The sequence below is a fragment of the Pseudonocardia halophobica genome (genome assembly GCF_050948485.1).
GTDB lineage: Bacteria > Actinomycetota > Actinomycetes > Mycobacteriales > Pseudonocardiaceae > Pseudonocardia > Pseudonocardia halophobica.
Genome location: NZ_CP192046.1, coordinates 2,289,359 through 2,311,155 on the forward strand (window position 1 = coordinate 2,289,359; position 21,797 = coordinate 2,311,155).

The 21,797-nt window shown below is 73.8% G+C and carries 27 protein-coding genes, 1 tRNA gene and 1 riboswitch; of the genes, 21 read left to right on the forward strand and 7 right to left on the reverse strand.

Annotated features, from left to right (window positions below):
- The first annotated feature begins 31 nt into the window (after positions 1-31).
- Entirely contained in the window at positions 32-1,036 is a 1,005-nt protein-coding gene (locus ACQP04_RS10975; protein ID WP_433506945.1) for a GlxA family transcriptional regulator, read from the forward strand.
- Here ACQP04_RS10975 and ACQP04_RS10980 read toward each other — a convergent pair.
- Entirely contained in the window at positions 1,021-1,689 is a 669-nt protein-coding gene (locus ACQP04_RS10980; RefSeq protein ID WP_433506946.1) for an AAA family ATPase, read from the reverse strand. The two genes, ACQP04_RS10975 and ACQP04_RS10980, sit on opposite strands and share 16 nt — an antisense overlap.
- Before the next feature lie 98 nt (positions 1,690-1,787).
- A complete protein-coding gene (locus ACQP04_RS10985; protein ID WP_037043979.1) occupies positions 1,788-1,994 on the reverse strand; it encodes a hypothetical protein in 207 nt (68 codons plus the stop codon).
- A 161-nt stretch (positions 1,995-2,155) separates the two neighbouring features.
- Between ACQP04_RS10985 and ACQP04_RS10990 the strand changes: the two genes are divergently transcribed.
- From ACQP04_RS10990 to ACQP04_RS11000, 3 genes are all read left to right on the forward strand, one after another.
- A tRNA-Asn gene (locus ACQP04_RS10990) sits at positions 2,156-2,228 on the forward strand.
- 148 nt (positions 2,229-2,376) lie between these two features.
- The gene (locus ACQP04_RS10995) at positions 2,377-2,778 is read left to right on the forward strand and encodes a hypothetical protein (RefSeq protein ID WP_433506947.1); all 402 of its coding nucleotides are present in this window, start codon (positions 2,377-2,379) and stop codon (positions 2,776-2,778) included.
- A gap of 146 nt (positions 2,779-2,924) precedes the next feature.
- Positions 2,925-3,635: a hypothetical protein gene (locus ACQP04_RS11000; protein ID WP_433506948.1), complete on the forward strand. Its 711-nt coding sequence runs from the start codon at positions 2,925-2,927 to the stop codon at positions 3,633-3,635.
- Positions 3,636-3,807: 172 nt separating this feature from the next.
- Here ACQP04_RS11000 and ACQP04_RS11005 read toward each other — a convergent pair whose 3' ends face one another.
- Complete coding sequence (locus ACQP04_RS11005; RefSeq protein WP_433508345.1) at positions 3,808-4,671, reverse strand: helix-turn-helix domain-containing GNAT family N-acetyltransferase; 864 nt, start codon at positions 4,669-4,671, stop codon at positions 3,808-3,810.
- 138 nt (positions 4,672-4,809) lie between these two features.
- Between ACQP04_RS11005 and ACQP04_RS11010 the strand changes: the two genes are divergently transcribed.
- The 9 genes from ACQP04_RS11010 to ACQP04_RS11050 all read left to right on the forward strand — a co-directional run bounded on the left by ACQP04_RS11010 (position 4,810) and on the right by ACQP04_RS11050 (position 12,201).
- Positions 4,810-6,189, forward strand: a complete 1,380-nt coding sequence (locus ACQP04_RS11010) for an FAD-dependent oxidoreductase (protein ID WP_433506949.1) — start codon at positions 4,810-4,812, stop codon at positions 6,187-6,189.
- A gap of 103 nt (positions 6,190-6,292) precedes the next feature.
- On the forward strand, positions 6,293-7,603 hold the full coding sequence (locus ACQP04_RS11015; RefSeq protein ID WP_433506950.1) for an MFS transporter: 1,311 nt from the start codon (positions 6,293-6,295) through the stop codon (positions 7,601-7,603).
- Between the two features lie 21 nt (positions 7,604-7,624).
- A complete protein-coding gene (arsM, locus tag ACQP04_RS11020) occupies positions 7,625-8,449 on the forward strand; it encodes an arsenite methyltransferase (RefSeq protein ID WP_433506951.1) in 825 nt (274 codons plus the stop codon).
- 199 nt (positions 8,450-8,648) lie between these two features.
- Positions 8,649-9,032: an ArsR/SmtB family transcription factor gene (locus ACQP04_RS11025; protein ID WP_433506952.1), complete on the forward strand. Its 384-nt coding sequence runs from the start codon at positions 8,649-8,651 to the stop codon at positions 9,030-9,032.
- Positions 9,029-10,165 carry an ACR3 family arsenite efflux transporter gene (gene arsB, locus ACQP04_RS11030; RefSeq protein WP_433506953.1) on the forward strand — a complete coding sequence of 379 codons (1,137 nt, stop codon included), beginning with the start codon at positions 9,029-9,031 and terminating at the stop codon, positions 10,163-10,165. Before ACQP04_RS11025 ends, arsB begins: the two co-directional genes overlap by 4 nt.
- Entirely contained in the window at positions 10,162-10,578 is a 417-nt protein-coding gene (locus ACQP04_RS11035; RefSeq protein ID WP_433506954.1) for an arsenate reductase ArsC, read from the forward strand. Before arsB ends, ACQP04_RS11035 begins: the two co-directional genes overlap by 4 nt.
- A 159-nt stretch (positions 10,579-10,737) precedes the next feature.
- A complete protein-coding gene (locus ACQP04_RS11040; RefSeq protein ID WP_433505466.1) occupies positions 10,738-11,088 on the forward strand; it encodes an ArsR/SmtB family transcription factor in 351 nt (116 codons plus the stop codon).
- A complete protein-coding gene (locus tag ACQP04_RS11045) occupies positions 11,085-11,567 on the forward strand; it encodes an SRPBCC family protein (RefSeq protein WP_433505467.1) in 483 nt (160 codons plus the stop codon). The genes ACQP04_RS11040 and ACQP04_RS11045 overlap by 4 nt, the downstream gene beginning before the upstream one ends.
- A gap of 7 nt (positions 11,568-11,574) precedes the next feature.
- Positions 11,575-12,201: a maleylpyruvate isomerase family mycothiol-dependent enzyme gene (locus ACQP04_RS11050; protein ID WP_433506955.1), complete on the forward strand. Its 627-nt coding sequence runs from the start codon at positions 11,575-11,577 to the stop codon at positions 12,199-12,201.
- An 11-nt stretch (positions 12,202-12,212) separates the two neighbouring features.
- Here the strand turns inward: ACQP04_RS11050 and ACQP04_RS11055 are convergent, their stop codons facing one another.
- A complete protein-coding gene (locus tag ACQP04_RS11055) occupies positions 12,213-13,508 on the reverse strand; it encodes an MFS transporter (RefSeq protein ID WP_433506956.1) in 1,296 nt (431 codons plus the stop codon).
- Positions 13,508-14,938 carry an MBL fold metallo-hydrolase gene (locus ACQP04_RS11060; protein ID WP_433506957.1) on the reverse strand — a complete coding sequence of 477 codons (1,431 nt, stop codon included), beginning with the start codon at positions 14,936-14,938 and terminating at the stop codon, positions 13,508-13,510. Before ACQP04_RS11060 ends, ACQP04_RS11055 begins: the two co-directional genes overlap by 1 nt.
- A 79-nt stretch (positions 14,939-15,017) precedes the next feature.
- Here ACQP04_RS11060 and ACQP04_RS11065 point away from each other — a divergent pair, with 79 nt between their 5' ends.
- The gene (locus tag ACQP04_RS11065; RefSeq protein WP_433506958.1) at positions 15,018-15,686 is read left to right on the forward strand and encodes an ArsR/SmtB family transcription factor; all 669 of its coding nucleotides are present in this window, start codon (positions 15,018-15,020) and stop codon (positions 15,684-15,686) included.
- The gene (locus ACQP04_RS11070; RefSeq protein WP_433506959.1) at positions 15,683-17,017 is read left to right on the forward strand and encodes an MFS transporter; all 1,335 of its coding nucleotides are present in this window, start codon (positions 15,683-15,685) and stop codon (positions 17,015-17,017) included. Before ACQP04_RS11065 ends, ACQP04_RS11070 begins: the two co-directional genes overlap by 4 nt.
- Positions 17,018-17,044: 27 nt before the next feature.
- Here ACQP04_RS11070 and ACQP04_RS11075 read toward each other — a convergent pair whose 3' ends face one another.
- Positions 17,045-17,734 (reverse strand): cation transporter, encoded by a 690-nt coding sequence (locus ACQP04_RS11075; RefSeq protein ID WP_433506960.1) that lies wholly within the window; start codon positions 17,732-17,734, stop codon positions 17,045-17,047.
- On the reverse strand, positions 17,731-18,084 hold the full coding sequence (gene cmtR / locus ACQP04_RS11080) for a Cd(II)/Pb(II)-sensing metalloregulatory transcriptional regulator CmtR (protein WP_037052797.1): 354 nt from the start codon (positions 18,082-18,084) through the stop codon (positions 17,731-17,733). The genes ACQP04_RS11075 and cmtR overlap by 4 nt, the downstream gene beginning before the upstream one ends.
- Before the next feature lie 113 nt (positions 18,085-18,197).
- Between cmtR and ACQP04_RS11085 the strand changes: the two genes are divergently transcribed.
- The 6 genes from ACQP04_RS11085 (at position 18,198) to ACQP04_RS11110 (ending at position 21,789) form a co-directional block, all read left to right on the forward strand.
- Positions 18,198-18,878: a HEAT repeat domain-containing protein gene (locus ACQP04_RS11085; protein ID WP_433506961.1), complete on the forward strand. Its 681-nt coding sequence runs from the start codon at positions 18,198-18,200 to the stop codon at positions 18,876-18,878.
- Entirely contained in the window at positions 18,872-19,873 is a 1,002-nt protein-coding gene (locus ACQP04_RS11090) for a MerR family transcriptional regulator (RefSeq protein WP_433506962.1), read from the forward strand. Before ACQP04_RS11085 ends, ACQP04_RS11090 begins: the two co-directional genes overlap by 7 nt.
- Positions 19,874-19,929: 56 nt before the next feature.
- On the forward strand, positions 19,930-20,370 hold the full coding sequence (locus ACQP04_RS11095) for a hypothetical protein (RefSeq protein ID WP_433506963.1): 441 nt from the start codon (positions 19,930-19,932) through the stop codon (positions 20,368-20,370).
- Positions 20,367-20,606, forward strand: coding sequence for a DUF6186 family protein (locus ACQP04_RS11100; RefSeq protein WP_037052787.1), 240 nt, complete (start codon positions 20,367-20,369; stop codon positions 20,604-20,606). The genes ACQP04_RS11095 and ACQP04_RS11100 overlap by 4 nt, the downstream gene beginning before the upstream one ends.
- Positions 20,607-20,827: 221 nt before the next feature.
- Positions 20,828-21,046, forward strand: a complete 219-nt coding sequence (locus tag ACQP04_RS11105; protein WP_433506964.1) for a hypothetical protein — start codon at positions 20,828-20,830, stop codon at positions 21,044-21,046.
- 192 nt (positions 21,047-21,238) lie between these two features.
- Positions 21,239-21,303, forward strand: a riboswitch (Fluoride riboswitch).
- A gap of 192 nt (positions 21,304-21,495) precedes the next feature.
- The gene (locus ACQP04_RS11110) at positions 21,496-21,789 is read left to right on the forward strand and encodes a DUF3040 domain-containing protein (RefSeq protein WP_433506965.1); all 294 of its coding nucleotides are present in this window, start codon (positions 21,496-21,498) and stop codon (positions 21,787-21,789) included.
- The last annotated feature ends 8 nt before the right edge of the window (positions 21,790-21,797 follow it).

Genomic DNA, 21,797 nt, shown 5'->3' on the forward strand with positions numbered 1-21,797 from the left:
GGCCCCGCGTGCCCGTCGGACGAGTGGCTCGATGGACAGTATGTGCGAGGATCGGGCCATGACTCGGCGGCACATCGTGGCGGTCCTCGTGCGCGACGGGCTGCTGCCCATGGAGCTCGGGATCGTCCACCGGCTCTTCGGGCAGGCCCGCGACACCGCCGGCCGGCCGCTCTACGAGGTCGTGACCTGCACGCTCGTCCCGGGGCCGGTCCGCACGGACGCCGACTTCCCCGTCCTGGTGGAGCACGGGCCGGAGGTGCTCGACACCGCCGACACCGTGATCGTCCCGGCGTCGGACCTCGACTACGAGCCCGCGCCGCCGCCCGCGGGGCTCGCCGAGGCGCTGGCCCGGATCCGGACCGGCACGCGGATCGCGTCGATCTGCACGGGCTCGTTCGTGCTGGCCGCGGCCGGGCTGCTCGACGGGCGCCCGGCCACCACCCACTGGAAGTGCGCCGCCCGGTTCCGCGAGCTGCATCCCCAGGTGGACCTCGATCCCGACGTCCTCTACACCGACTCCGGGGGCGTGCTCACGTCGGCCGGCGAGGCGGCCGGGATCGACCTCTGCCTGCACATGATCCGCACCGACCACGGCGCCGCGGTGGCCAACGAGGTCGCGCGCGGCACCGTCGTCCCGCCGCACCGGGACGGCGGGCAGGCCCAGTACCTCCGACGCCCGGTGCCCGAGCCCGCGGTGTCGTCGACGGCCCGGGCGCGGTCGTGGGCGTTGGACAACCTGCACCGGCCCGTCACGCTGCGGGAGCTCGCGGCGCGCGAGTCCACCAGCACCCGCACCTTCACCCGCCGCTTCCGGGACGAGATGGGCACCTCACCGGGGCAGTGGCTCACGCGGCAGCGCATCGAGCGGGCGTGCACGCTGCTGGAGGAGAGCGACCTGTCCGTCGACGACGTCGCGGAGCGGGCCGGGTTCGGCACGGCCGGCTCGATGCGGCTGCACCTGCAGGCGGAGCTGGGCGTCTCGCCGACGGCGTACCGGCGGACCTTCCGCAGCCGGGTGGCTCAGCCGAGCAGGTGACGCAGGGTCCGCGCGGGATCGGCGAGGAAGTCCCGGGTGGTGCGGACGGGCAGGGCGTAGTCGTAGGGGACGGTGCGCAGGCCGCCGTCGTCGCCGATCTCGAGGATCCGCGCGCCGGGGAGCGCGAGGAGGATCGGCGAGTGGGTGGCGATCAGGAACTGCGAGCCCTGCGTGGTCAGGTCCTGGATGCGGGCGAGCGCCGCCAGCTGGCCGTTCGTGGACAGGGCGGCCTCGGGCTCGTCGAGCAGGTAGAGGCCGCGCGGGCGGAAGCGGTGGGTCAGCAGGTCGAGGAAGGACTGGCCGTGCGAGCGCTCGTGCGGGGAGACGCCGCCGTACGCAGGTAGGAGGGGCGCGCCTCCCGGCTCACGATCGAGGCGCTCGAGCTCCGTGGCGACGTTGTAGTACGACTCGGCGCGCAGGAAGAACGACGAGCGCTCCTTGCCCGGCGCCCGTCCGATCCGCAGCGAGCCGCCCAGCGAGGACTCGCTCGCCCGGGTGGCGAAGGCGAAGTTCCGCGAACCGCCCTCGGCGTTGAAGCCGGCGGCGACGGCGATGGCCTCGACGAGCGTCGACTTGCCGGACCCGTTCTCGCCCACCAGGAACGTGACGCCCGGGCCGAACTCCAACCGTCGTCCGCGCAGGGCGGCGACCACGGGCAGGGCGAACGGGTAGTGGCCCCAGCCCGCCTCGGGCTCGTCGACCTCGACGCGCCGCAGGTACAGCCCCGCCCCGCGCGGGGGGCGGGCTCGGCTCAGCGCGCCGACCCGTTCGAGCCGGGGTCGTGCGTGCCGCCCTTCACGACCTGCTCGACGCGGGCCCGGACCACCCCGGCCGCGCCCTGGACCGCGGGGTGGTCGGCGACGCGTTGGTAGGTGCGGTGCAGCTGTTCGTAGCGCTCGTGACCGGCCTTCGCGCCCAGCACGTAGCCGACCGCGGCACCCAGCAGGAACTTGAGCATGTCGCCTCCACGGGGGACGGTCGTGATCGCCTGCCCCGCCATCCTGCCCCAGAGCCCCGGACCGACGCTGCCCAGGGCGGGGGAGGGGGGTGCGGGGGCGCCGGAACGGGTGTTGTAGGGTTTCCCCTGTCAGCGAGCGGATCCCGCTCGCAGGCCGGCGGTCCTCCGTAGCTCAATTGGCAGAGCATGCGACTGTTAATCGCAGGGTTACTGGTTCGAGTCCAGTCGGAGGAGCTTCTCCCCAGCTCACAGGCCTGATCCGGCCTTTTTTTCACGATCGCGCCCCCACGATCGAGCGGCGTTCAGCATTCGGCCACGGGCGTGGGGCGGGTCCGAAGTGCCAGCGGTTGCAGGCGAGTGGCGCGCGGCGTTCGCTGTCCGTGTGACGTCCGACCCCGACCACAGCGCCCGGTCGTCAGACTCCGTCGAGGAGCCGGACGATCTGGCGGCAGCCTTGCGGCGTCGCAGGGACGAGATCGACGAGCGCATCGACCAGTTGAAGGAACGGCGGGCCGAGATCGAGCATCGGGTTGGGCAAGGCCACGGCTCCACGGCCGAGCAGGCGGCGGAAGCGCAAGCGCATGCCGAGCGGGCGCACGAGAAGGCCGCGGACGCGCACCAGCGGGCGGCGGAGCGCCACGAGGAGTCCGCAGCCGTGCACGAGCACGTGGCCGAGGTGCACGACGAGCACGGTCGAGCCGACCGCAGCGCGGCCCATCGTCGGGCGGCCCGGGAGGACCACGCCGCGGCCGACGAGATGCAGGAAGCAGCTGTCGAGGAGTAGCCCTGTCGAGGGCCGGCGGCCGCATGTTCTTCGCGCGGGACCGCGGTGACCGGTCACTGCCCGCTCAACCGTGCACCACGATGGAGTCGTCCACTACCGTGGACCGCGCCGGGAGTCTTCGGATTCGTGCCGAAGGAGCAGACGCCATGGCTGAACCGGACGAGCTGCGAGACCCACGCCCGGACGCCTACCGGCGGGACGCGATCGCGACCGGTCGCGACGAGGTTGCCGAGCATCGCGACGAAGACTCCGCTGTTCGCGACGGCGACGCCGGGGCGCGGGATCAGCTGGCCCGGCGCCGGGATGCCCGGATGGCCGCCCAGCTGCATCAGCTGACCGAGCGGCTGTCAGCGCTGCGTGCCGAGATCCTCGACCGGCTCGACCGGATCGACGGTGTGGCCCCCGCTCGGCACCTGCCTCTGGAATCCGAGGGGACATCCCCTGAGGGCGAGCAGGACCCTCGTCGGGCGCTCGAGGACAGGAACGCGCTGGAGGCTCTGCTCGACGAGATCATCGCCGTCCTCACCAGACAGGCGGCCGTCCTGGGCGCCGCAGCCGGTGACCGGCGGGCGTCCTCGCGAGATCGGTTGGCCGCCGCCGAGGACAGGAGGTCGTCGGCGGAGGACCGGGACAGATCGGCAGCCGATCGCGAAGAGGCGGCGATCGACCGGGAGCGGATCGACTTCCGCCTCGATCTCCCTTTCGTCCGGCAACAGGCGGAGAAGAGCCGAGCATCGTACGCACGACACGCCGACGTCGTCGGTCGTGTCCTGGCCGAGACGCGTGAGCGCATCAGCGCGAGTCGGCGCCTCCTTGCCACCCTGACCGAGCGGAACAAGGCTCTGCGCGAGCGGTGAGTCAGGTGTGTGAGACAGCTACCGGTCGGCGAATGCTCGGGACGCAACACGCCGAGTGCATGTTCGATCCGGGCTGGCGACAGTGTTGCCCTACCCGTGGTTCAGGTGCGCCGGGCAGGTGTCGATGGTCCGCCGGCCACGCGGCGTCGGGTCGGTCGGAGAAGGATGTGGGTCAGGCGGGGTCGGTGGCGCGACGGCGTTCGAGGAAGACGGTGTCGCGCCAGATGCCGTGGTGCCGGCCGATGCGTTCGCGCAGGCCGAGGGTGCGGTAACCGGCGGACTGGTGCAGGGCGATGGAGGCGCGGTTCTCGGGGAAGATCGCGGTCTGCAGGGTCCAGAGCCCGGCAGCGTCGGCGGCGGTGACCTGCTTGTGGATCAGCGCTTTGCCGATGCCGCGGCCGCGCAGGCCCTCGGCGACGTAGATCGAGGACTCGGCCACGCCGGCGTAGACCGGGCGCGTGGAGACCGGGGCGAGGGTGGTCCAGCCGACGACCTGGCCGTCGAGTTCGGCGACCCAGCGGTGCTGGGGCAGCCACTTGCGGTCGAGCTCGCGCCGCTCCGGCACCTCGGTCTCGAAGGTGGCGTCGCCGGTGGCGATGCCCTCGGCGTAGATCCGCCGCACCGCGGCCCAGTCGCCGGCCTGCATGGGGCGGACGGTGACGTGGACGGGCAGGTCGGTGGGGCAGCACGGGCGCGGGCCGAGCATCCCCATCACCGCGTCGGCGGCGTGCGGTAGGCCCGTGCAGCAGGCGGGATTGACCGAGACCAGGGTGGCGGTCTTCTCCTTGCGCATGGCCACGAAGCCGACGTCGGCGAGCTTGCGCAGGTGGTGGCTGCAGGTGGACTGGCTGATCCCGAGTTGCTCGGTCAGTTCCCCGACCGTGATCTCGTGCCCGGCGACCGCAACGGCGTGCAGGAGGCGCACCCGGGTGGGCTCGGCGAGGCAGGCGAACCAGTCGGCGTAGGTGGCCGCGTCGTGCGGGGACAGCTGTGTCGCGGCCACCGGGTTCGACACGTCCGACAGGGGCAGCACCATGCCCGGGGTCACCGGGGCCGTGGAGGACACGCTCGCGCTCATGACGCCAGAGTATCGACCCACATCGATGGTTGCGTCAATCGACGTCCGTCGATACAGTCCGACGCCAAGCATCGAAGTTCGTCGATGGAGGGTGTCATGAGCGAGCCAGAACAGGCAGGACCGGCAGGACAGGCAGCGGCGACGGGGCTGCCGGTGGTCGTCGTGGGGGCGGGGCCGGCGGGACTGGCCGCCGCGGCGCACCTGGTCGAGCGGGGACTGACCCCGGTCGTACTCGAGGCGGGGGAGCGGGCAGGGGCGAGTGTGCGGCAGTGGCATCACGTGAGGCTGTTCTCCCGGTGGGCGGAGCTGGTCGATCCGGCGGGGGAGAAGCTGCTGGCCCCGACCGGCTGGCAGTCCCCGGAGCCGGACTCCTACCCGACCGGCCGGGAGTGGGCGGAGCGCTACCTGCAGCCCCTGGCCGATGTCCTCGGCGAGGCGGTGCGCTATCGCTCTCGGGTGGTCGGGGTGGCTCGGCGCGGGCGGGACCTGGTCGTCGACGCCGGCCGTGAGGGCGAGCCGCTGAGCGTGCACGTCGAGACCCCGGAGGGAGAGCAGCGGATCACCGCCCGCGCGGTCATCGACGCCTCCGGGACCTGGCAGAGCCCCAATCCGCTCGGCGGCGACGGGCTGCCGGCGATCGGGGAGAAGGCTGCCGCTGAGCGGATCGCCTACCAGGTGCCCGATCTGACCGACCCTGCGGTGCGGGCCAGGTATGCGGGCAAGCGGGTGGCGGTGGCCGGTAGCGGGCACTCGGCGCTGACCGCGCTGGTGGCCTTCGCCGAGCTGGCCGAGGCCGAGCCGGGCACGCACGTGACGTGGCTGCTGCGGCGCGGGCAGATCGGCAACACCTTCGGTGGTGGGGACACCGACCAGCTGCCCGCCCGCGGGGCGCTGGGCAGGCGGGCCGCCGCCGCGGCCGAGGCCGGGCACATCAGCACCGTCACCGGGTTCCGCACCACCGCCGTCGAGTCCGCCGAGAACGGGGTCGTCCTGGTCGGCGAGGACGGCCGCCGGCTCGACCCGATCGCCGAGGTGGTCGTGCTGACCGGGTTCCGCCCGGACCTGTCGTGGCTCTCGGAGGTCCGTCTCGACCTCGACCCGACCCTGCAGTCCCCACGGGCACTGGCGCCACTGATCGACCCGAACGTGCACTCCTGCGGCACCGTCTACCCGCACGGGGCCCGCGAGCTCGCCCAGCCCGAGCCGGGCGTGTTCCTCGTCGGGATGAAGAGCTACGGGCGCGCCCCCACCTTCCTCGCGCTGACCGGCTACGAGCAGGTCCGCTCCGTCGTCGCCGCGATCGCCGGGGACCACGAGGCCGCCGAGCGGGTGGAGCTGGTGCTGCCCGAGACGGGGGTGTGCGGCGGGGCCGGAGTGTTCGACGATCCCGATGCCGACGCCGGGGCCAGTGGCAGTGACGGTGGTTGCTGCGGGGCATCGACCGGCCCGGTCGAGGTCACCCTCGGCGCACGGTAGCGATCGAGGGCGGTCGACGTCGACCGTCGACGCGGAGCGCCCGCCCGACGCCTGGCCGTCCTCCGGCGGTGGTGGCGGGCGCCGGGGGCGAGGAGGAGCAACGGTGCCGAACTCGGACACGCATGCGGACAGGCCGAGCCAGAACCTGAGCACCGGGGGGTTGCGCCGGGTGCTGGTCGTGCTGTGCGTGACCCAGATCGTCAGCTGGGGCGTGCTCTACTACGCCTTCCCCGTCCTGGCTCCCTCCATCGCCGCCGACACCGGTTGGTCGGTCTCGACGATCACCGCCGGGTTCTCAGCCGGGCTGGTCGTCTCGGCCCTGGTGGGGATCCCGGCCGGGCGCCGGCTTGATCGGATCGGACCCCGCCCGGTCATGACCGCCGGCTCGATCCTGGGCGTCCCGGCGGTGGTGGGGATCGCGCTCGCACCGAACCTGCCGCTGTTCTTCGCCGCGTGGGTGCTGGCCGGGGTCGCGATGGCCGGCACCCTCTACCCGCCCGCGTTCGCCGCCCTGACCCGCTGGTGGGGGCCGCGGCGGGTGCGTGCGCTGACCGCCCTGACCCTGCTGGCCGGGCTGTCCAGCACGATCTTCGCACCGCTCACCGCGGCGTTGCTCGGCGCGCTGGGCTGGCGACACACCTACCTGGTCCTCGCGGTCATCCTCGCCGCGCTCACCATCCCGGCCCACCTGTTCGGGTTGCGCGGCCCGTGGCCCGACCCCGACCACGCCGAGCACCACACCGACACACACGCCCCGGGCGACGTCGTGCGCAGCCGGGCGTTCCTGCTGCTGGTGCCGGCGATCGCGCTGGGCACGTTCGCCGCGTTCGCGGTCGTGGTCAACCAGGTGCCGCTGCTGATCGAGCGCGGCCTGTCGACCTCCGACGCGGCCTGGGCACTCGGGCTCGGCGGGCTCGGCCAGGTCCTCGGCCGGCTCGGCTACGGCCGCCTGGCCACAGCGTTGACGGTGCGAATGCGCGCCGTGGTGATCCTCGCGCTCTCCGCCGGGGCGACGCTGCTGCTCGGGCTGTTGCCCGGGCCCGAGTTCCTGCTCATCGCCGCGGCGATGCTCGCCGGGGCCGCCCGCGGGATCTTCACCCTGCTGCAGGCCACCGCGGTCAGTGACCGCTGGGGCGCGGCCCACTACGGACGGCTCAACGGGCTGGTCTCCGCCCCGTCGATGATCGCCACCGCGCTCGCACCGTGGGCCGGGGCCGCCCTGGCCGTCGCGCTCGGCGGCTACCCCGTCGTGTTCGTCCTGCTCGCCGCCGTTGCCGGCCTGGCTGCGCTCCTCGCCGTCGGCACCGTTCCCCGCCGCAGGGGCTCTGCCCCCTCCGGGCCCCGACACTCCGACGTCTCGTCCACGAGGCCACCCGCATCCGAAGCCGGCCCGGACGAGGTGGATCACCGCTGATCCCGACCAGGAGGTGCCGCCATGTCCCAGAACACCACCACACCCGCCGGCGCGCCCGACAGCGCCACCGACCCGGGCATCCGGGACCGCGTCCGGGAGCACTACGCCGCCGCCGCGCGCCGCTCCGCCGCAGGCGAGGCCGACCAGGCCCGGCAGGTCGAGGCGACCAGCTGCGGCACCAGCACCTGCGGCACGACCGCAGCCGACGCCGTGTTCGGGGGCGTCCTCTACGGCGACGAGGCGGCCGGGGCCCCCGCCACGGCGGTCTCCGCGTCGCTGGGCTGTGGCGTGCCGACCGCGGTCGCCGAGCTGCACCCGGGGGAGACGGTGCTCGACCTCGGTTCCGGCGCCGGCACCGACGTCCTGATCTCCGCGCGCCGGGTCGGACCCGAAGGCCGGGTGATCGGACTGGACATGACCCCGGAGATGCTCGATCTCGCCCGCCGCAACGCCACCGAAGCAGGGGTCGCCACTGTGGAGTTCCTGCAGGGCTACCTCGAGCAGATCCCGCTGCCCGACAGCTCGGTCGACGTCGTCATCTCCAACTGCGTGATCAACCTGGCCGCGGACAAGACCGTCGTCCTGGCCGAGGCGGCCCGCGTGCTCCGCCCGGGCGGACGCCTCGCCGTCTCCGACGTCATCGCCGACCCCGACATCGACCAGGCCACCCGCGACGACCCGCAGCAGTGGACCGGCTGCATCGCCGGCGCTCTGACCCGCGACGACTTCACCCGTGCCCTGCACGGGGCGGGGTTCGTCGACGTCGAGATCATCGAGACCCACCGCGTCCACCTGCACGCCGTGTCCGCCATCGTCCGCGGCCGCGTACCGGGCGATCCGACGTGACCGCCCCGGCGCCGACACGGATACCCGGCGACACCCGGCGAACCGTCCGACGTTGCTGGCCTGCGCCGCACCGGACGGGCCTGCTTCTGCGACTGAGACCGGAACGGGCGAGCTGGCCTCGGGCGGCGGCTTCGACGAGCGTCGAAGTTCACACGCTGTTCGCTTGCCGAGCGGATTCGACACTCGTGAAGATAGACGAGTGTCGAAACCGCTCCCGCTCCTGGTGTCCTCCACGGCCACCAGCCAGGCCCTCGACGCCGAGGAGGCCGTCGAGTTGGCGGCCGCGTTCAAAGCCCTCGGCGACCCGGTGCGGCTGCGACTGCTGTCGCTGATCGCCGCCCACGAGGGCGGGGAAGCCTGCGTGTGCGACATCAGCGGCGCGTTCGAGCTGACCGGACCGACGATCAGCCACCACCTCAAGGTGCTGCGCACCGCCGGCCTGGTGACCAGCGAACGACGCGGCACCTGGGTCTACTACCGCGCCCGCCCCGAGGTCATCGGCCAACTCGCCGACGTCCTGGTCCCCCTCGGCACGCCCCTGGCCAGCACCTGCGCCCCCGACGACGGTGGACTGCCCGCATGAGCGCCACCCCCGGCAGCGCCCGCGACACCACCACGACCGACCCGGCCGAAGCCCCGGTCGCGAAGCGGCTCTCGACGCTCGACCGGTTCCTGCCGGTCTGGATCCTCGCCGCGATGGCCCTGGGCCTGCTCGCCGGCCGCACCATCCCGGGCCTCGGCCCGGCGCTGAACGCCATCGCCATCGACGGCATCTCCCTGCCCATCGCCCTCGGGCTGCTGATCATGATGTACCCGGTGCTGGCCAAGGTCCGCTACGACCGCCTCGGCACCGTCACCGGCGACCGCCGCCTGCTCATCGCCTCGCTGGTCCTCAACTGGCTCCTCGGGCCGGCGCTGATGTTCGCCCTGGCCTGGCTGCTGCTCCCGGACCTGCCCGAGTACCGCACCGGGCTGGTCATCGTCGGGCTCGCCCGCTGCATCGCCATGGTCGTCATCTGGAACGACCTCGCCTGCGGCGACCGCGAGGCCGCGGCCGTCCTCGTCGCGATCAACTCGATCTTCCAGGTGATCGCCTTCGCCGGCCTCGGCTGGTTCTACCTCTCGGTCCTGCCCGGCTGGCTCGGCCTGCCCCAGACCGACCTCGACGTCTCCGCCTGGCGGATCGCCAGGTCCGTGCTGATCTTCCTCGGCATCCCACTGGTCGCCGGGTACCTGACCCGACGGTTCGGGGAGAAGGCCAAGGGTCGCCCCTGGTACGAGGAGAAGCTCATCCCGCGAATCGGGCCGTTCGCGCTCTACGGCCTGCTGTTCACCATCGTCATCCTGTTCGCCCTGCAGGGCGACGCCATCGCCTCCCGGCCCCTCGACGTCGCGCGGATCGCGCTGCCGCTGCTGGCCTACTTCGCGATCATGTGGTTCGGCTCCCTCGCCCTGGCCAAGGCCGTCGGCCTGGGCTACGAGCGCTCCGCGACCCTGGCGTTCACCGCGGCCGGCAACAACTTCGAGCTCGCCATCGCCGTGGCCGTCGCGACCTTCGGGGTCACCTCCGGCCAGGCCCTCGCCGGGGTCGTCGGCCCGCTGATCGAGGTGCCCGTCCTCGTCGCCCTGGTCTACGTCTCGCTCGCCGCCCGCCGACGCCGGTGGTTCGCCACCGACCGGCTCACGCCCTCGCGCAGGCCCAAGGAGTCATCGTGAAGACCGTCCCCGAAGTCCTCTTCGTCTGCGTGCACAACGCCGGCCGCTCCCAGATGGCCGCCGCCCTGCTGCACCACCACGCCCACGGCGCGGTCAACGTCCGCTCCGCCGGCTCCGCCCCCGCCGACACCATCAACCCCGCCGTCCGCGAGGTCATGAGCGAAGTCGGGCTCGACCTGTCCCAGGAGTTCCCCAAGCCCCTGACCGACGACGTGGTCCGCGCCGCCGACGTCGTCATCACCATGGGCTGCGGCGACGCCTGCCCGGTCCATCCCGGCAAGCGCTACCTCGACTGGGACCTCACCGACCCCGCCGGCAAGACCGCCGCCGAGATTCGTCCCATCCGCGACGAGATCGACCGCCGCGTCCGCGACCTCATCACCGAGTTGACCGCCCAACCCGCCCAGCCATGAGCGACGCCGACTCGGCTCTTCCCGGCCGTCGGTGCTGTTCGTGTGCGTGCACGACGGCGGTCGGTCCCAGATGACCGCCGGCTCATGCGCCAACTGGCCGGGGACCGGGTCGCGTCCACGGGCTTGACGACCAGCTCCGTGCGTCTATGCTTACCGTTTGTGTCGGCTTACGGAGATGCGGGGCTGGGGCTCCTCGGCGACCCCAGCCGGCGCGCCATCTTCGAGCTGCTCGCGCGCCGGCCCAGTTCGGTGCAGGAGCTGGCCGACGAGCTGCCGATCAGCAGGCCGGCGGTGTCCCAGCACCTGCGGGTGCTGCGCGAGGGCGGGCTGGTGGTCAGCCGCGCCGAGGGGACGCGGCGCATCCACCGGCTCAACCCCGAGGGCGTCGGCGCGTTGCGGACGTGGCTGGACGGGGTCTGGAGCGCCGCGCTGACCGACTTCCAGAAGACCGCCGAGGCCACCACGCCGGGCCCGGAGTCCCGGCCCGAGGACGTCGAGGAGCATCCATGAGCGGCACGGCCCCGATCCCGCCCATCACGGGCACGGTCGGTCTCGCGGTCCCGGTCGAGCGGGCGTTCGAGGTGTTCACCGGCTCGGTGAACGCCTGGTGGCCGCACCAGTACCACATCGGGCAGGCCGAGCTGGCGGAAGTCGTCCTCGAGCCGGGTGTGGGCGGGCGCTGGTTCGAGCGCGGCGTCGACGGCAGCGAGTGCGACTGGGGACGGGTGCTGGTCTGGGAGCCGCCGCACCGGCTGGTGCTCACCTGGCAGATCAACGGCTCCTGGCGGTTCGACCCCGACCCGGAGAAGGCGAGCGAGATCGAGGCCCGGTTCACCGCGGCCGGGCCGGGGGACTGCGTCGTCGAGGTCGAGCACCGCCACTTCGAACGGCTCGACGGCGGGCAGGCGATCAACGACGCGATCAACGGCGGCGGCGGCTGGGCGCTGCTGCTCGACGGGTACGCCAAGACCGTCGCCGAGCAGGACTGACGCCGCGATGGACACCGTGGACACGATGGCGATGGCCCGCGAGGAGCGCGGCGAACTGGTCGACCTGCTGGTCGCGCTCACCCCGGAGCAGTGGGAGGCCCCGACGCTGTGCAGCGAGTGGTGCGTCCGCGAGGTGGTGGCGCACATGTTCAGCTACGACGAGCTCAGCCGCCCCCAGCTGGTCGGGCGGTTCCTGCGCGGCGGACCGGGACGGGCGAACGAGATCGGGGTCGCCGCCTACGCCGACCGCGGCCCGGACGAGCTGATCGCCCTGGCGAAGCACAACCTGCAGCCCAGGGGGCTGACCGCCGGCTTCGGCGGCCGGATCGCCCTGACCGACGGCATGATCCACCAGCAGGACGTCCGGCGCCCCCTCGGCCTGCCCCGCTCCATCCCGGCCGAGCGGCTCGAGGTCGTCCTCGACTACGCCAGGACCGCACCGCCGATCCGGGCGAGGAAGCGCATCCGCGGGCTGACCCTGACCGCGACCGACCTCGACTGGACCACCGGCGAGGGGCCGGAGGTCACCGGGCCCGGGGAGGCCCTGCTCATGGCGCTCGCCGGCCGCCGCGGCATCACTCCCGAGCTGTCCGGGCCCGGGCTACCCGAGCTCGCCGGCCGCATCGGCGACTGACGGCACCGTGCTCACCTGCGGTGACGGTCGCTGCGCATGGCCAGCCGGCTCCACACCGCGGACGCGGCGGTGAGCCCGGCCGCGACCAGGACGGCGGCTTCGAGGGAGGCCAGGGCAGCGGTGACGCCGCCGACGAGGGCTCCGACGGCATAGCCGATGTCACGCCAGAAGCGGTAGCCGCCGAGGGCGGCCGCGCGCGCGGCCGGGTGGACGCCGTCGCTGATCGCGGCGAGCAGGGCGGGATAGACGAGCGCGGTGCCCACCCCGAGCAGGAACGAGCCGACCATCCCGGCGAGGAAGGCCCGGGACAGACCGAGCACGATGATCAGCAGTCCGACGGCCTGGATCGCCATCCCGGCGACGACGGGGATCTTGCGGCCGACCCGGTCGGCGAGGGGGCCGGTGCCCAGCATGCCCACGGCCCACATGAACGGGTAGAGGGCCTTGATGACGCCGACCCCGCCCACCGAGACCCCGGCCTGGACGAGCAGGACGGGGAGCAGGACCCAGGTCAGGCCGTCGTTGAGGTTGTTGACCAGACCGGCCTGGCTGATCGAGGTCAGGTTCCGGTCGCGCCAGGTGAGCTCGGCGAACATCGTACCGAGGCCCGGGGCGGCGGTCGCCCCGGAGCGGCCGCCGGGGTCCTGCTCGTCGGAACGCCGGTGTGCGTGGTGCTGCTCGGCCTCCAGCCTGGCGTGGGCGCTGGTGTCGCGGACGAGCGTCACCGTGAGGGCGAGCCCGGCGATCGCGTAGGCGGCGCCGAGGAGCTCGGGCGCGGGCTGCAGCCCGTAGGTGGTGGCGAGGTAGCCGGTCGCCAGCGCGGTGACGGCGACGCCCAGATAGCCGGCGGTCTCGTTGATCCCGAGGGCCAGGCCGCGGCGGGCCGGCCCGACCAGGTCGATCTTCATGTTGACCGTCATCGACCAGGTGAGGCCCTGGTTCACGCCGAGCAGGACGTTCGCGGCGATCACCCAACCCCAGTTCGGGGCGAAGGCGAGCAGGAACGGCACCGGCAGGCCGACGATCCAGCCGGCGACGAGGACCTTCTTGCGGGTGTACCGGCCGACGACCGCGCCGCCGACGAGGTTGGTCACCGCCTTCGTCACGCCGAAGGCCATGACGAACAGGGCGACGGTGAGATCGCCGAGCCCGAAGATCTGCGCCCCCACCAGCGGGGTGACCGTGCGTTCGAGGCCGACCATGCCTCCGACGAGGAGGTTGACCAGGGCGAGCAGCGTGAACTGGCCGAGGTTCTCGCGCAGCCCGAGCCGGACCGGTACGGGCCCGGCCCTCGTGGACCCGCGCATCAGCGCGCCTCCTCCTGGGCGGGAGCGGAGTCGGTGACGGGTTCGGCTCGGGGTCCGGTGACCAGTGCACCCCCGCCGGCGTCGGCCCAGTCCTGGGCACCGCCGACGACGACGGCGAGATCCCGGTGCCCGGCGGACTCGAGGAGACTCGCCGCGGTGGCGGCGCGTTCGCCGTGCCCGCACATCACCGCGGTCGGGGCGGGAACGAGCTCACAGACTCGGCCGGTGAGTGAACCGAGCTCGAGGTGTCCGGCGCCCGGCAGGTGCCCGGCGAGGTACTCGGAGGTCTGCCGGACGTCGAGGACGCGCAGGCCCGCGGGGTCGAGCTGCTCCGAGCGCAGGACGCGGGTGGCGGCGATGTCGTACCCGGCGGCGGTCCAGGCGTCGAGCCCCCCGGCCAGCTCCCCGACGATCCGTTCCATGCCGATTGCGAGGGCGGGCCAGACGATGTCGGCCGGGTCCTGCTCCGGGTTGCGGACGACGACGATGTCGCTGTCGGCGGGAACGACCCAGCCCAGCCACGTGGCGAACTGGGCGCGGAGCGCGTCGGACAGGGAGCCCGGGATGTGTGCCGCGGCGTACTCGACGACCGGACGGACGTCGACGAGCGTCGCGCCCTCCGCGCGCAGGCGCCGGACCGCCGACGCGGACAAGGCGGGGAGGGTGCCGGCGCGCTCCGTGTCGAGGACGGCCGGGCCCTGCCGGTTGATCTCGCCCAGCCGGCGGAAGTAGTCGGGGTAACTGCCCAACGATCCGAGCAGGGCCTCGACGAAGCCCTGCTCCTCGTCCAGGCGGAGCAGCGGGTTCGTGGCCAGCTCACGGCCGATCGTCGAGGTGCGTTGCACCCCGGGCGGGGCCGAGCAGAACGACCCGGCGCCGTGCGTGGGCCACACGGTCGTCGCCGCGGGCAGGGCGGCGAGCCGGCGCAGCGACGCGAACTGGGCGCGGGCGAGCTCGTCGGTGCGGTTCGGGCCGAGCAGATCGGGCCGCGCGGCCGAGCCGACGATCAGCGACCCGCCGGTGAACACCCCGGCCGGAGCGGCGCCGTCGGAGATCAGGAAGGACACGTGCTCGTCGGTGTGTCCCGGGGTGGCCAGCGCGGTCAGCCGCAGCCCGCCGAGGTCGACCTCGTCGCCGTCGTGCAGCCCGCGGTGCGGGAACCGCCGGGCGCCGGCGGCCGAGGCCAGCACGGTCGCCCCCTCGTCGTGTGCGAGCTGTACCGCGCCGGAGAGGAAGTCGGCGTGCAGGTGGGTGTCCGCGACGAACCGGATCCGCAGCCCCTCGGCGCGGGCCCGCCTGTGCACCGCGCGCAGATCCCGCGGAGGGTCGACCACCAGCGCCGCCCCGTCGCCCAGGTCGAGCAGGTAGCTGGAGTTGCCCAGCCCCTCGTCGACCACGGCGTGGACGCGGACCTCCGTCGGCGTGACCATCGCTTCCCACCTTCTCCGCCGGACCGACCGGGGCAGCGATGTTACAGTAATCCATGGAGTTGTGGAGGAGTTGAGGCCGGTGTCGGACGAGACCGCGAAGGGGGCGCTGTTCACGCACCTCGCCCGGGTCGGGAAGGCGCTGGGGCACGGCAAGCGCCTGGAGCTGCTGGACCTGCTCGCCCAGGGCCCGCGCAGCGTCGCCGACCTCGCCGCGACCGCGCGGCTGGGCCTGACGACGGCCTCGGCGCACCTGCAGGCGCTCAAGCAGGCCGGCCTGGTGACCACGACCCGGCACGGCACGACGATCGAGTACGCCCTGGCCGGGGACGACGTCGCCGCACTGTGGCTGCGGCTGCGGGAGGTGGCCGGGGCTCGCGTCGCGGACGTCGGACCGGCCGCCCAGGCCTATCTCGGCCCGGACGACACCGAGGAGATCACCCGCGAGGAACTGCTGCGCCGGGTCGCCGACGGGCGGGCGGTGGTCCTCGACGTGCGGCCCGGACCGGAGTTCGCCGCCGGGCACATCCCGGGCGCGGTGTCGATCCCGATCGGCGAGCTCGCCGACCGGCTCGAGGAGATCCCCGTCGACCAGGAGATCGTCGCCTACTGCCGCGGCGCCCTGTGCGTGTTCTCCCACGACGCGGTCCGGCTGCTCGCCGCGCACGGGCGGCGCGCGGTGCGCCTGACCGAGGGCTTCCTGGAGTGGCGCCTGTCCGGGCGGCCCGTCGTCGGCGAGCCCGGTCGATGACCGACCGGCAGGACCACGATCGCACCCGGAGCCCGGACCACGGCCCGGCGTCGACGGAGCCGCCGGAGCAGCGCCGCATCCTCCGCACCCTGGTCCTGGCCCAGGTCCTCAGCGGCGCCGGGCTCGCGGCCGGGATCACCGTCGGCGCCCTGCTGGCCCAGGACATGCTCGGGGCGACCGGCCTGGCCGGGCTGCCCATCGCGCTGTTCACCGTCGGTTCGGCCGCGGCGGCCGCCGGGGTCGGTCGGCTCTCGCAGCGGTTCGGCCGCCGGCCCGGCCTGACCACCGGTTACGCGGTCGGCGCCGCAGGCAGCGCCGGGGTCGTCCTCGCCGCGGTCGCCGACAGCGTCCCGCTGCTGTTCGCGGCGTTGGTCGTCTACGGCGCGGGCACCGCGACCAACCTGCAGGCCCGCTACACCGGTGCCGATCTCGCCGCCCCGGCCCGGCGCGGCCGCGCGGTCAGCACCGTCCTGGTCGCGACCACCCTCGGTGGGGTGCTCGGTCCGAACCTGGTCTCCCCGACGGGACGACTCGCGACCGCGTGGGGCATCCCTCCGCTGGCCGGGCCGTTCCTGCTCTCCGGCACCGCCTACCTCCTCGCAGCCCTCGTCCTCGGCCTCCTGCTGCGCCCCGATCCGCTGCACCTAGCCCGGGAACGCGCCGCCGCAGCAGCGATCTCGTCGGAGTCCGTCGGACCGTCGCCCACCTCGCGCGAGGCAGCCGGAACGGCGGGGGCCGGAGGCGCCGAGCCGGGCGGGGTGGCCCTGGGCGCCTCGGTCATGGTGCTCACCCAGCTCGTGATGGTCGCGATCATGACGATGACCCCGGTGCACATGGCCGCCCACGGCCACGGGGTCGGCGCGGCCGGGGCCGTCATCGCCGTGCACGTCGCCGCCATGTACCTGCCCTCGCCGCTGAGCGGCTGGCTCGTCGACCGGTACGGCCGCCTCGCCGTCGCGGCGCTGTCCGCGATCACCCTGCTGGCCGCCGGTGTCCTCGCCGCCGCCGCACCCACGGACTCCGTGGTCCTGCTCGCCCTCGCGCTCGCCCTCCTGGGTCTGGGCTGGAACCTCGGCCTGGTGAGCGGGACCGCGATCATCACCGACGCCGTGCCCCTCGAGCGGCGCGCCGCCACGCAGGGGAGCGTCGACGTCGGCATCGCCGTCGCCGGAGCCGGTGGTGGGCTGGCCTCCGGCCTCGTCGTCGCCGCGGCCGGCTACCCGGCGCTCGCCGTCGCCGGAGGGGTGGTCGCCCTGGCGATCATCCCGATCGTCGCCGCCGGTTCCCGCGCCCGTCGCCACGCGGATCCCGCCGCCGGAAGGACGGCCTGACGCTCGGCACCGCTCGAATGGTGCGGGTCAGCAGCAGTGATGACCCTTCCAGGCCTCGCGCCCTTCCCGGACGGCGACGGCGGCGATGACCAGTGCCGCGATCGGGTCGGCCCAGGACCAGCCGAGGAGGCTGTTCAGCAGCAGTCCGACGAGCAGGACCCCGGACAGGTAGGTGCAGAGCAGGGTCTGCCTGGAGTCCGCGACGGCGCTGGCCGACCCGAGCTCGCGCCCGGCCCGGCGCTGCGCGGCGGACAGCAGGGGCATGACCAGCAGCGAGAGCGCCGCCAGCGCGATGCCCACGATGGAGTGTTCGGGCTCGCCGGCGCCGAGCAGGCTGCGCACCGACTCCACGGCGACGTAGGCGGCGAGCGCGAAGAACGACAGGCCGATGACCCGCAGCGCGGCGCGTTCGCGCTGCTCCGGGTCCGAGCCGGAGAACTGCCAGGCGACGGCGGCCGCGGAGGCGACCTCGATCACCGAGTCGAGGCCGAAGCCGATCAATGCGGTGGAGGAGGCGACGTGCCCGGCGCTGATCGCGACGACGGCCTCGACGACGTTGTAGGTGATCGTCGCCGCGACCAGCAGACGTACCCGGCGGGTCAGGACGGCGCGACGGTCGGGCGTCGTCGCGCCGGCGGTCCGGGCCGGAGCGGTGCCGCAGTCGTCCGTGCAGCCGGGGCTCCCGGCGTCGGGCGTGGATCGGCTCGGGCCGGTCACGGCTGCCCGGCCCCGGGTGCGGGGGAGCGGTCGTCCTCGTCGAGGCAGGCCGGGCCGGTGTCGACGGCCAGGACGACCGCGAGCAGCTCGTGCAGCGCACGGGCGAGGTGCGGATCGGCGATCTCGTAGCGCACCTGCCGTCCCTGGTAGGAGGCGGTGACCAGGCCGCACCCGCGCAGGCAGGCCAGGTGGTTGGACACGTTCGGCCGGGTGAGGCCGAGCCGGTCGGCCAGCTGCCCGGGGAAGCCCGCGCCGTCGAGGAGGGCGACGAGGATGCGGCACCGGGTCGGGTCCGCGAGGGCCTTCCCGACCCGGGCGAGCGCCGCCTCCCGCGTCTCACTGGTCAGCATGCGCTGAACTGTAAAAGCACGAGCTGACGTCTGACGACTCCGCACGGGTTCGGAGCGAGGGCTTGACCTTGACACGGTGACAAGGTCTTGAATCGCGGGCGGAGGTGATCGAGATGTCGAGAGTGCACGAGGGAGCGGGCGGCGGGTTGAGGTCCGCCCTGGAGAGTTCCGTCGCGTCGGCCCGCCTGCACGCGGCTCTCACGGCCGGGATGCACCCGCATCCCGAGTACGTCGAGGTGCTGGTCGAGCGGTGCGCGGTCGAGCCGGACTTCTCCGTCCGCGACATGCTGACCTGGGCGCTCACGCGGCACGACGCCTCGGTCACGGTGGAGCGGTTGCTCTCCGAGCTCGGGTCGGAGGTCCCGCAGGGGAGGAGCCAGGCGCTCCACACGCTCTCCAAGATCGGCGACGCGCGGACCTGGCCGGCGATCACCACCGAGCTCCTGAAGGACGGGGACGACGAGGTCGCCCGTACGGCATGGCGCACCGCCGCCGGACTCGTCCCCGAGGGGCGTGAGACCGACCTCGCCGAGACGCTGTCCACCCAGTTCGACCGCGGGAACGGCGAGGTCCGGCGGAGCCTCAGCCGGGCCTTCGTCGCCCTCGGGGAGACCGTCCTGCCCGTCGTCGAGCGCGCGACGACCGCCCGCGACCCGGGCGTGCGCGCGCACGCGATCGCCACGAAGCGGCTCATGCAGCATCCCGACGAGGGGTTCGATGCCGCGATCGCGGAGGCACGCCGGGTCGTCGCGCTGCGCGGGGCGCCGCTCGTCGGGGAGCACGCGGGGTGCTGATCGGTGAGGTGTCCGCGCAGTCCGGGATCAGCGCCCGGATGCTGCGCCACTACGACCGGATCGGGCTGGTGTCGCCCACCGGGCGCACGCAGGGCGGATATCGGCAGTACTCGGACGACGACGTCCGCCGCCTGTTCCACGTGGAGGGCCTCCGCTCGTTGGGCCTGAGCCTGCAGGACATCGCGGACGTGCTCGGAGACCTCTCGTTCAGCCCGGCCGCGATGGTCGAGCAGCTGGTCGCCCGCACGCACGACCGCCTCGCGCGGGAGGAGGAGCTCCTGCGCCGGCTCGGGCAGGTCCGGGCGAGCGACCCGGCCGCGTGGTCGGACGTGCTGCGGACCATCGGCCTGATGCGGGGGCTCGATGCGGGCGATCCCTCGGCACGTCAGCGGTTCGCCCTCTCGCTCACCGGCGAGGGGGACCGCGACGTGGTACCCCTCGCCGAAGCGGCGTTGAAGGAGGCGGACCCGAACGTCGCCGGTGCGCTCGACTGGGCCCTCGCCCGGACCGGGGACAGCGCGATCCCGGTCCTGGCGGAGGCCCTGGAGTCACCGGTCCCCGAGCGGCGGCGTCGCGCACTGGCGGCACTGGTGAAGATCGGATCGCCGCGCGCCACGGCCGTCCTGGCCGACGCGTTCCGGCATCCCGACCCGGTGGTGAGCGGACGTGCCGCGCTCGTACGCGCCGCACGCGGTGAGGCGGACGCCGTCCCCGCGCTCATCGGACTCGTCGTCGAGGGACGCGACGACGTGGACGCCGCGGACGCGCTCGGCGGGCTCGCCTCCCGGCACGGCCGGGCGGACGAGATCGCACGCGCGATCGCGGACGAGCTCACGCGCGCCACCGGCGCGGCCCGGCGGCGACTGGCGTCGGCCCTCGCCGACGTCCCCGGACCGCGGGCGGAGGCGACGCTGACCGGCCTCGTCGACGATCCCGATCGCGGCGTGGCCCTCACCGCCACGTTCCTGCTGCGGGCCCGGCGGTCCGACGCCTGATCGACCTGGTTCGTCCGGGCCTGGCCCACCGGCATGCGGAGCGGGATCGTGGCGGCGTGACACCGCGCCGTTCTCCCGCCGACCCTGCGGCTGCCTCGTCCGCGGCCGTTCCCCGGGGTGCGTCGCGGGTCGTCGCCCGGGCTGCCGTGCTCGCGGTCGCCGTACCGGTCGCGGTGCTCGTCTCGCCGATCCCGACGCACACCTGGCAGTCGACGGCCGTGACCGCGGCGATCGGCGTGGTCGGGGTCGCGTTGGCGGCGTCCGGCCGCCTCGGGCGGGTCGGCGGACGCCCGCGGGTCACGCTCCGATCGGCGGCGCCGTGGGTCGCGCTCGTCGTCGTCGCCTCCGTGCTGGAGGTCGGCGCGTTGCTCCACGGCTACCGACCGGGCTTCCCCACGATCAGCTACCTGGTGGGGCCGGAGTTCGTCGACCGCACGGTCCGGCTCGTCGGTTACGTCGCATGGATCTGCGGCGGGTACTGGCTGGCCCGGCGATGACCGGGTGGGACGCGACGATCGCCGCGTACCTCGCCGTCGTCGTGCTGGCCGGCGTCGTCGAGCTGACCGGGAGGCGTCCCGGCACCGCGACGCCGACCTTCGGCGAGCTGGTCTCCGCGATCGCGACCACGCTCCCCGGGCGGATCGCGCTGTTCGCGTGCTGGTGGTGGGTGGGCTGGCACTTCCTGGCCCGCAGCAGCGCCCACGTGGCCCCCCACCTCGTCGACATGCACTGACAGCACGCGTGGGACCGCGCCGTCGGCCGGTCAGGGCAGGCTGGGCGCCGGCTGTCCCTGCGCGCGTTCGTCGTCGTCGGGCCTGGTCGTGCCGCCTGGGCCCCGTTCGCCCTGGTCTGCGGCAGGCTCACCCCGTCGTCAGACGTGTGGTCGGGCGGCTCCGAGGGGCGTGCAAGGTAGCCGCCGAACCCGCTCCCGAGGCGAATGCATAGGGTGTCGCGGTGCAGCTGACGGTGACCCGGCGGACCGGCGATCGCGAGTGGACCTGGACCGTGGTCGACGAGGAGGGGTTCGTCGTCTCCGGAACCGCGAACAGCCGCCTGCGGGCGCGGGACATAATCGCCTGGGTACAGACCGAGATGCGGTACCCGCCGATGCTGCGGCCGCAGTCCGGGATGCTCCGGCACCTGGCCTTCAAGCTCCCGCTCGTGGACGACTGACCGCGACGTCCCCGAAGCGGCCGCATCTCCCCGGGTCAGCCCAGATATCGAGCTGACGGCCGAAGGCCAGAGGGATCGCCCGGATCGAGACCGACGGCCCCCCGCGCGACGTCGGCGACACCGACGTCGCGGTGGGAACTGCCGGTGGCACGAGCTCCGCGGACCTGGTCAGCGGCCGGCCACGGGACTACGATTTCCTGCGGCGATGGAGCCCGCCCTCAACCGCCCGGCAACGGGCTGATGGCCCCTACCTGATCACGGTAGGAGTGCGCCATGAGGCGGTCGGCACCTCGTCCCCCTTCCGCCCGAGGCCGCGCCGAGCAGGCCGGCGTCTACGCCGATGCCTCGCGTCCTGCTGCCACGCCCCGGCGCCGCGGTGCCGCGCGCGTCCTGACGGCCGGCCGGCGAAGGGGAGCCGAACCCGCGACCGACATCGGGGAGGGACGGAGATGAGGCTGACCCGCCGGCAACGCCGTGAGCTCGCCGCGCTCGCGGAACAACTCGCCCACGAGGACCCCGACCTGGCGGCACAGCTGTCCCGCCCGGCCGGGCCGGCGCGGCGGTCGCCGCCCGGCCGGACCCGCGTCGGCGTGCTGATCGGCCAGGTCCTGTTCGTCCTGGGGCTGCTCGCGCTCACGTGGGGCGTGCTGATGTCCGCCCCGACGGCGACGACGGTCGGCACCCTCGGCCTGCTGGTCTGCTGGGTCCCGTGGCAGTGGGGATCGGGGAACCGCCGGGGGTGAGCGTCCAC